8 protein-coding genes and 2 pseudogenes are annotated in these 8,535 nt (G+C 45.0%); 4 read left to right on the top strand and 6 right to left on the bottom strand.

The genetic code is table 11. From position 1 onward, the window contains the following. Positions 1-111 precede the first annotated feature (111 nt). Positions 112-621, bottom strand: coding sequence for a hypothetical protein (locus tag DUW71_RS17360; RefSeq protein ID WP_158584246.1), 510 nt, complete (start codon positions 619-621; stop codon positions 112-114). A gap of 233 nt (positions 622-854) precedes the next feature. Here DUW71_RS17360 and DUW71_RS17355 point away from each other — a divergent pair, with 233 nt between their 5' ends. The 4 genes and pseudogenes from DUW71_RS17355 (at position 855) to DUW71_RS18120 (ending at position 5,332) form a co-directional block, all read left to right on the top strand. Beyond that, positions 855-2,786 carry a RecQ family ATP-dependent DNA helicase gene (locus tag DUW71_RS17355; protein ID WP_119396544.1) on the top strand — a complete coding sequence of 644 codons (1,932 nt, stop codon included), beginning with the start codon at positions 855-857 and terminating at the stop codon, positions 2,784-2,786. 178 nt (positions 2,787-2,964) lie between these two features. Beyond that, a pseudogene (locus DUW71_RS17920) lies at positions 2,965-3,393 on the top strand (lipocalin family protein). Positions 3,394-3,455: 62 nt separating this feature from the next. Further along, the gene (locus DUW71_RS17340) at positions 3,456-5,018 is read left to right on the top strand and encodes an IS1182 family transposase (RefSeq protein ID WP_119396541.1); all 1,563 of its coding nucleotides are present in this window, start codon (positions 3,456-3,458) and stop codon (positions 5,016-5,018) included. A 137-nt stretch (positions 5,019-5,155) separates the two neighbouring features. After that, the gene (locus DUW71_RS18120; protein ID WP_407690502.1) at positions 5,156-5,332 is read left to right on the top strand and encodes a lipocalin family protein; all 177 of its coding nucleotides are present in this window, start codon (positions 5,156-5,158) and stop codon (positions 5,330-5,332) included. Positions 5,333-5,391: 59 nt separating this feature from the next. Here DUW71_RS18120 and DUW71_RS17330 read toward each other — a convergent pair whose 3' ends face one another. The 5 genes and pseudogenes from DUW71_RS17330 to DUW71_RS17310 form a co-directional block, all read right to left on the bottom strand. Further along, complete coding sequence (locus tag DUW71_RS17330; protein WP_119396539.1) at positions 5,392-5,964, bottom strand: hypothetical protein; 573 nt, start codon at positions 5,962-5,964, stop codon at positions 5,392-5,394. Beyond that, positions 5,961-6,500 carry a glycoside hydrolase family 108 protein gene (locus DUW71_RS17325; protein WP_119396538.1) on the bottom strand — a complete coding sequence of 180 codons (540 nt, stop codon included), beginning with the start codon at positions 6,498-6,500 and terminating at the stop codon, positions 5,961-5,963. Before DUW71_RS17325 ends, DUW71_RS17330 begins: the two co-directional genes overlap by 4 nt. A gap of 98 nt (positions 6,501-6,598) precedes the next feature. Continuing rightward, positions 6,599-7,501 (bottom strand): hypothetical protein, encoded by a 903-nt coding sequence (locus DUW71_RS17320; RefSeq protein ID WP_119396537.1) that lies wholly within the window; start codon positions 7,499-7,501, stop codon positions 6,599-6,601. Positions 7,502-7,793: 292 nt separating this feature from the next. Beyond that, positions 7,794-8,162, bottom strand: coding sequence for a nuclear transport factor 2 family protein (locus DUW71_RS17315; protein WP_119396536.1), 369 nt, complete (start codon positions 8,160-8,162; stop codon positions 7,794-7,796). Positions 8,163-8,317: 155 nt separating this feature from the next. Beyond that, positions 8,318-8,535: pseudogene (locus DUW71_RS17310) on the bottom strand (IS3 family transposase); the annotation flags it as partial.

Raw genomic sequence — 8,535 nt, 5'->3', positions numbered from 1 at the left:
GACGGACATATTGTTCGGTGGTGCCAATTTTTTGAGGATGGCTTCTTTACGTTCTGGTGCGTATCGGTTCATAGTTCTCTCTACACAGGTTTATGTGCAAACTATGTTGACCTATAGGGCATTCCAATATTCAATGGTTGCCAGCACACCAAACTGAACCTTTGCGCCCATAAGCATAACGAGCATTAGCATACCTGCATGAAACACCTTCCAATTGGCGATCAACATTAACCCCACAATAAGCTGCAAAATAACCAACAGCCAACCCAGCACACCATAAGCATGGTAATGCGGGGCAATCAGGCAGCCACTATAGGATGTTAAAACAAACGATAATCCGGTAAAAACGCGCAGCAAGGCGATAATGACCTGCCTTGCTTTGGAGTCTACCAATGGCGGATTAGGTAGTTTGGCATCTAAAAAGATCGACAAGCCGACCATAAATGTGGCCAAAACCAGCCAAACCAACACGGCTGGTTCAGTGAGTGTATAGGGTTCAAATGGTAGGGCATTGGCGTTATGTTCATCAACAAACCAGCGCACATGTGCCGCGCTTAACGAGGCCAATGATAGCCCTAGTGCCAAAACAAATAGATATCTAGGAAATGTCTGAGGGGTCATAACAAGTACAGCACAATATGAAAGACGTTAGAATGATACTGATACTTGCATTGTCGTCAGCTAGGCTAACCGTGCCTAGTTTGCAATAACAAACAATTTATAAGGGAAAATACTGATTCTGCGAAATTGTTACGGTTGCAAAGTGATCTAAACACAGCAGCCATAACCCCGCTTGGTTGTACTTGCATCCAAGTGTGGATTAACTAGGCTTGTGTTTTTGCCAAGGACGCACAATGGAATCACAAGACTTATTGAACTCTCTCACACAACACTTTGGTTTTACTGAGTTTCGCGTTGGACAAGCAGAAACCATCACTCAATTAATTTCCGGGCACTCAAGCCTTGCCATTTTTCCGACTGGCTCAGGCAAGTCATTATGCTATCAACTAACCGCCTTGCACCTGCCCCACCTAACTTTGGTGGTATCGCCACTAGTAGCGCTAATGAAAGACCAAATAGCCTTTTTAAAGAGCAAGAACATTGCTGCCGAGAGTTTGGATGCGGGCCTGTCACCGCAAGCCTACCAAGACATTTTAAAGCAAGTAAAAACCGGCAATAGCAAAATTCTTATGGTGTCGGTTGAGCGATTTAAGAACGAGCGCTTTCGCCAGTTCATTGAGCAGGTGCCCATCTCTTTGATAGTAATCGATGAAGCACACTGTATCTCTGAGTGGGGCCATAATTTCAGGCCAGACTACTTGAAGCTGCCTGAGTACAAACAGCAGCTAAACATTCCGCAAGCGCTATTGCTCACGGCGACGGCAACTAAAACAGTTAAACGAGATATGGCGACAAAGTTTGCCATCCAACCCGAACATATCAATCAAACCGGGTTTTACCGTTCTAACTTGCAACTAAGCATTGAGCCGACAAGTGAGCAAGATAAGCAACAGCGCCTTAAAGACTGCATCGGCAAAGGGGCTGGCATTGTTTATGTTACCTTACAACAAAGTGCCGAAACACTGGCGTCGTATCTAACAAATCAAGGTATCCAAGCGGCTGCCTATCATGCGGGTTTAGACAGCGAGCTGCGCACTCAGGTGCAACAGCAGTTTATGCGCGATAAACTGCAAGTCGTAGTAGCCACCATTGCTTTTGGCATGGGCGTAGACAAGTCTAATATCCGCTTTGTGATTCACTACGACTTACCTAAGTCGATCGAAAACTATAGCCAAGAAATTGGCCGCGCAGGACGTGATGGCATGCCAGCAAACTGTATTACCCTGGCTAACCTAGATGGCGTGCCTACCCTTGAAAACTTTGTTTATGGTGACACCCCACCTCAAGAAGGCATTGCCACCCTAATTGAGTTCTTATTAGCAAATGCTCAAGGCGATAAAATTGAGTTACAACTACACCAGCTATCCAGCCTGTGCAACATTCGACCGCTGCCACTTAAAACGTTATTGGTACAGCTGGAGCTTCGTGGTGCAATCAAACCGCTATACGCCTACTTTGCAGAATTTAAAATCAAACCGCTGAGTACCGTGACCGATATCACAGCCCAGTTTGATGGTGAGCGGGCGCAGTTTATTGACGATATTTTCACCCATACACAGTTTAAAAAAGTATGGGGAACACTGGATATGAATACGCTGCTAGCTAAAGGCCACCAGCGCCAGCGCGTGGTTACAGCCCTTGAATACTTGCAAGAGAAGGCATTGATTGAGCTACAAACCAGTAAAATGACCGATGTATATCAAGCAGATCACACACAACTCAGTGCCCCTGAGCTGACTGACATATTGCACCAATACTTTGTTGATAAAGAACAAAAAGAGATCAAACGCATCGCTAGCCTCGTGCGCTTTTTTGAGCTAGATAAATGCCTTACAAGCAACCTTGCCCGCTATTTTGATGACCAAAACGCTCCCGAGCAATGCGGTCACTGCTCGGTCTGCCTGGGCAAAGTGGCTAAGCTTCAATACTCCAACACGCCCAAATGGCCTTCAGATGAGCAACTCAGGCACTACCTTAACGGGTTGGCCGCCCACGCAGAAGCGAAGCTTGGTCAGCCATTAAGCAATGCTAGTTGTATCCGCTTCCTAGCTGGTATTAGCACACCGGTGTTCACTCGATTACGCGCCCGACAACTACCAGGTTTCGCCAGTTGCGAACAACTTAGGTACCATGACATCGAACTTAAAGTAGCACATTTGCGTTAAAAACCTAGCGCCTATCTTGATAGGCGCTAGGTCATATCTGCCTCGTCAAAATGTTAACTTGGTCGCAAGTCGATTAATGCAAACACGCACGTTTTAATTTCAATGATCCAGCTCAACTTAAGCGCCGTAACCTGAAACCGATCCCAAAATAAATACACAAACGGATGGAAGGAAATCTATGAAATCACTCAAGCGCTTGGCATCAATCACCGTCGCGGCCCTGATGATCCCAATGCTGACCGCATGTCAGGTCCAAACTGTTTCTTATGTGGATTTGAACCGATATTTGGGCCTTTGGTATGAAATCTCTTCTAACCCAACGTTCTTCAACGAAGGTTTGGTGGGTACCACTGCTGAGTACAGTCTAAATAGCGACGGCACTATCAAAGTTGTCAACACTGGCTTTATGTGAACACTCGATGGCGAGCGCACAGTGATTGAAGGAACGGCTGAGGTGGTCAACCGCCAAACTAATGCGAGCTTGCGTGTTGCCTTCCCTGGTGCACCAGACACCCCATTCCCGAACTACAATATCGTGATTCTTGATGAAGTAGATTACCAGTACGCTGTTGTAACAGATCCGCTCAACACAACGTTGAATCTGTAGAAAAACTCCCAGATTAACTACCTTAGCTTCGGTAAAATGTGCAAATACATCAGGACTTGCACATGCCCAATTTTATTCCTTACGACTACGGCCAGAACTCAATGGTCGTCATCAATTACGCTGATCAACTTCAACCAGGCACCTTTGAACACGCGGTTTATTATCTTGTCGAACACAAACTCGACATGTCAGTTTTTGAGTCTTACTACAAAAATGATGATGGTGGTCGGGCAGCCTATGATCCTCGCGTACTATTAAAAATCGTGCTGTTTGCCTACTCAAAAGGCATTCGTTCGAGCCGAGAAATTCAGTGGCAATGCCAACACAACATCATCTTCAAAGCGTTGTCGTGCGATGCGGTTCCGCACTTCACCACTATTGCCGCTTTTATTAGTGAGCGACGCGAGCAAGTGATCTCGCTGTTTGAGCAAATCCTATTGATCTGCGATCAGCAGGGACTTCTAGGTAAAGAGCTGTTTGCGATTGATGGCTGCAAAATGCGCTCTAATGCAGCCAAAGAATGGTCGGGTACACACAAAGAGCTAGAGCAAAAACGCCAAAAGCTACAACGCCTAATTCATCATCATGTCATTGAGCACACTAAGCTTGATGAGCTAGAAGAGGACGTTGCACAAGAAAAGCGGAAGAAAATCGAAAGTGCCGTTACCAAGCTAGATAAAGCCGAAAAGAAGGTCGCTGAGTTCCTCGCAAACAACACTCCAAGAATGGGTAAAGGCAAACGTTCAAAAGAGGTAAAGAGTAATATCACCGATAACGAATCAGCCAAAATGACAACAAGTAAGGGCACGATTCAAGGCTACAACGGAGTTGGTACAGCAGATAAAAAGCACCAAATCATCGTCAACGCGACAGCTTTTGGTGAAGGGCAAGAGCATCACACTTTGATACCGATTCTAGAAGATATTAGCGAGACTTTTCAGAAGCTAGGCATCGCAGACACTATCTTTAGTGACGGTACAATTGTCACTGCCGATACCGGCTTTGCTAACGAAGCGAACTACAAAGACTTAAAGGCAGCAGGCATTAATGCTTACGTGCCAGACAACAAGTTTCGCGAACGTGATCCGAAGTTTGCCCAGCAGAAACAGAAGCACGGGAAGCGCAAGCAAGACATCAAAAAACGAAAGACGGAGATCTTTCCAAATACCGACTTTCAGTTCGACCCAGAAACAATGATCTGCATTTGCCCAGCGGGTGAGGAACTAACATTTAGACACAAGCGCCCAAACGAAGATGGACATGTATTCGCTCACTTTTCAGGGCGTATGTCACAGTGCAAAAATTGCGATCTAAAAGCCAAATGCATGCACAACCCCAAGTCAGCAGAAAAGCGCAAGGGCAAAGGCAGGCAAGTCGCATTTATGATTGAGCGTGCAGAAAGCGTGCTAGGCTGGATGCAAGAGCGCGTTGATAGCGAGCAAGGTAAAGCGATTTATGGGCACAGGATGAGCGTCATTGAACCCGTATTTGCCAACCTAGGTACCCAAAAAGGCTTAGATCGTTTTAGCCTTCGAGGTCGTGACAAGGTGGATTCACAGTGGAAGCTGTTTGCGATCATTCACAACATAGAAAAGCTGTATAAATACGGAAATTTGGTGATGTAGAGGCTTTCCGGCATCAATTATCAGCTCCACAACACGGTTCAGAAGCGGATATAGCAATGCAAAGGCTAAAATCTGTAAAACTAGCCACTAGGTCAGTTACCTTTCAGCCGCTCAACGGGTAAAGTTAGGGGCAATATATTAACGAATTAAGAGCCACTGATTACCTGAAAACGGGTTTTTCTACAGGCTCGTTATTTGTATTAAGCCGCACACCGCAAATGGACGAGGCGCTATATCAAAGCCTACTAGCTCAATTAGAGGAAAAACAAATCGATACGTCGAACCTAACCCGCACACTTCAGCCTGAGTTCTAATTCAAGCTTTGTGGCTCGAGGGCTGATTGACAGCCCTCGACTAGGTTAAATGAACCCGTTTATTTTTTTACTAAACTCGCTACAACACCCGCAAGCCCTGCTGGCGTTGTGGCGCCATTAGCGGCATCTAACCTATTCTTATGCTCCTGCTTTAAAACACCAAAATACGCCCAAAGCAAAGTGACCAGAGGACCGATAACCGCGAGCACAAACTGCCAGCCGCTCATAACTTCTCTTACCATATCGTCGTCGCTGGTTAGCACGCCAAACGCCCAAACTGAAATGGTTACAAGCACCGTGAACGCAACTACTAGAAAAGCACCTTTGGCAATATAGGGCCGTGTACTGTGCGGATCGTTGGCGTCACTTTCCAACATTTTCTTAACAGTCGAGTGCGACTCGTTAATTTGCAATATCTCAACGTCGAATTCTTTGCCCATAATGACTGCTTGCTGGTCGGGCGACAAATTAGTCAGCGCAGCACTAACTGCATCACCTGTGGCATGCACTGGCAGCTTTTTTTCTGCAGGCAAAAACTCATTCACTGAGTCAATAATTAAAGGCCCTGTGCCTGGTAGCGCTGCATTTAATGCAGTAGTACCAACCTTTTTTATGATATCCCATAATTTCATAATCTAACCCTGTTTTTTAGCCACCCATATACAAAGTGCTCGTCTTTTTCCCGTCTCTCAGCAAGCTCGATATAATGAGCACCTTGCAAACAGTTCAGCGCCTTTACTAGTGTTTCCTCATCACGCTTAGCAAGGTAGCCTTCAAGCGCTTTGAATGTTGCAGGACCTATTGCACCATCAACTTCAATATCATCGTACATATCACCCCGACGATTTAATACATTTAACGCGCGCTGAAGATACTTTACCGCACAACCTTTCCCCATGTTCACGGCGGTATCCACCACTTCCTCTGTCACACGTTCCGAATGCGCAATTAACGTATCACCGCCCACTGCATCCCAGTATTTTGCTGAATATATTTTTACAGCAAGCGAGCGTGGCATTGATTTCATTGCTCCACTATACCCCCACTCTCTAGCTTCATCCGCCAATATGCCAAAGTTTGTTTCACCGCCACTATCACTGGGGTCGTTTGTGTAACCGCCCTCAACAGCAATTATCCCGTCTATAATCCTTGATTTTAAGGTAGGCATAATTCCACCATTATCTATAAACACGTTTTATATAAATATAATAAAACCAAAAGCAAAGCAGTACTTTGCTTTTGGATAGTAGAACATATTCAAAACCACTACGATATAGTGGCTTCTTCTGCACTTGGCTCAAAGAAAGCAGGCTCTAGCGTTTTACTTCGCATAGTAAGAGATGCTGTTTTCCCCCAAAAGTCGACAATACTTGAAAAATCGATCTGGTATACAAGCTGCCAGACGCCATACCTGGCGTTATCTACTGTTGGTGTATAGTTTAATGTTGAAGATTCGGTGCTGTACTCAGATAGCGAAATGGTATGGCTTGTCTCGTTGCTTACTTCATGAGAAAGAGAAACGAACTCGTTAGCCAAGCCTATAGACTCTGTTACTGTCTTAGTAACGGTTGTAGACTTTTCAACGCCTTTTGCTACGCTCTGATTGAAAGTAAACCCTGTACTCTTAGTGAGCCCGTTACTGCCTGCCAAAAATTCATATCGAGCATGAATTCGCATGTGCCTCAACACAGCATTACCTTTATCTTCTAGTAACTTATCTTGCACCAAAACCCAGGCGGAATTGCCCATGGGCTGATGGCTGTCTGGTATTACAGGCTTAATACGCTTTAGCTCATCAAGGTTGAATACTGGCATTTCACTTTGAAGCACATTAAGTTCAACACTACGGCCACCATAATCACTCTCAGCAGCTTCGTTACCATAATTTGCAAATAAAAAAGCCTTGTTGTTAATTTCTACGCGGGCAAATGCTGGCCGATAGCAGTCTGAGTGTGAGCAGCTTACCTTAAGTTTTGTTGGCGTGACGATATCTGTATTGAGGTTGCTTAATGCAGATTGTTTATTCTTAGATATTCCAGTGTTACCTAGAATTTCACTAGCATAAGTCTTTAGCTCATGTTTTTCATTATACCCAGTAAGATAATAGTGAATTCGATAGTCAGTCCCAGAGTCACCTTGACCGGCCGTGTGCAATCGTATATTAGCCATTTTTATTTCCTTTTCGAATATTAAAGTTTTAAATTAGAAAAACACCCAAATACGGTTTATGCGATATGTAATTCATTACATCTCGATGTGTATTTCTAACAACAAAATATAGGCTAATATTAGGAGAGGATTGTGCAGATCGTCCTGACTATTATGCAGGTCGTATTTTTTTCGGAGGCGTAACAGATGGATAAACGTGGAAACCCATAGTCGTCACAACACCCACCTACGGCATTGAAACCATAGGCGCGGTTTGAAAGTGACAGCATTTGCGTGCCCTAGTGATGAAATTCTATTGTGGCTCACCGGTACCAACAAACCCAATCATACGAATCAGTTTGTCATCTTCGAGCTCACAGAAATATTGCCCGTGTTGCGTTACAGCTTTTCCCCCAGGTCCCAATCCTGAGAACGCCACCGTTACACGTGTGACCGAGGCAATGGTATCTTGCTTTACTACTGATGCTGTCCAGCCTGGTGCATTAGCACTAAACATACCCAGGTAATCATTGACTGCACCGATTCCAGCAATCGAATCAGGCGTTTTTGGATCGGCATAGGTTACGCTAGTCTGCATGGCGGTCTTAAGACGATCTAACCTTTCCGCCGAGTCGTTGAGCTCCCAAGCCGAGAAGAATACTTCTATACTGTTACGCGCCATTGACTTATTCCTTCACTTATAAGATTTCCAGTGTAGTTAGGTACAACAACTAGATATCAAGGTATTGAGCGATCATAAAAGAATCGCCTTTGCCTTCATGGAAACCAAAATAGGTCACAGGCGGTATCTGTCAACATAGTTTGCACGCTTAAATTTTAATCAATTGCCACTTTTCGATCAGGATTCAAGTGAACTTCTTTGTCTGGGATGACGACTGCCGCATTACCTGACCACCTTTCAGGTCGTTTTGCCTTTGCTGCTTCTTTGATCGCAAGGCGTTTGGTTAGGATTAGTCCCGCTTCACCTTGGCGGCGATCCATTGGCGTCACGTAACCTAAAGCGCTGTGCTTGTGCTCATGGTTGTACCAGTGCA

Origin of the sequence: Salinibius halmophilus (assembly GCF_003577475.1) — a bacterium.
Classification (GTDB): Bacteria; Pseudomonadota; Gammaproteobacteria; order Pseudomonadales; family Natronospirillaceae; genus Salinibius; species Salinibius halmophilus.
Note: the sequence above shows the minus strand (reverse complement) of the source record. Positions and strands in the feature narration are given on the sequence as shown.

Excerpts from the sequence above, each read along its gene's own strand:
- DUW71_RS17330 (WP_119396539.1), bottom strand. The coding sequence starts at position 5,964 with ATGAAATTATGGGATATCATAAAAAAGGTTGGTACTACTGCATTAAAT.
- DUW71_RS17320 (WP_119396537.1), bottom strand. The coding sequence starts at position 7,501 with ATGGCTAATATACGATTGCACACGGCCGGTCAAGGTGACTCTGGGACT.
- DUW71_RS17325 (WP_119396538.1), bottom strand. The coding sequence starts at position 6,500 with ATGCCTACCTTAAAATCAAGGATTATAGACGGGATAATTGCTGTTGAG.
- DUW71_RS17340 (WP_119396541.1), top strand. The coding sequence starts at position 3,456 with ATGCCCAATTTTATTCCTTACGACTACGGCCAGAACTCAATGGTCGTC.
- DUW71_RS17315 (WP_119396536.1), bottom strand. The coding sequence starts at position 8,162 with ATGGCGCGTAACAGTATAGAAGTATTCTTCTCGGCTTGGGAGCTCAAC.
- DUW71_RS17355 (WP_119396544.1), top strand. The coding sequence starts at position 855 with ATGGAATCACAAGACTTATTGAACTCTCTCACACAACACTTTGGTTTT.
- DUW71_RS17360 (WP_158584246.1), bottom strand. The coding sequence starts at position 621 with ATGACCCCTCAGACATTTCCTAGATATCTATTTGTTTTGGCACTAGGG.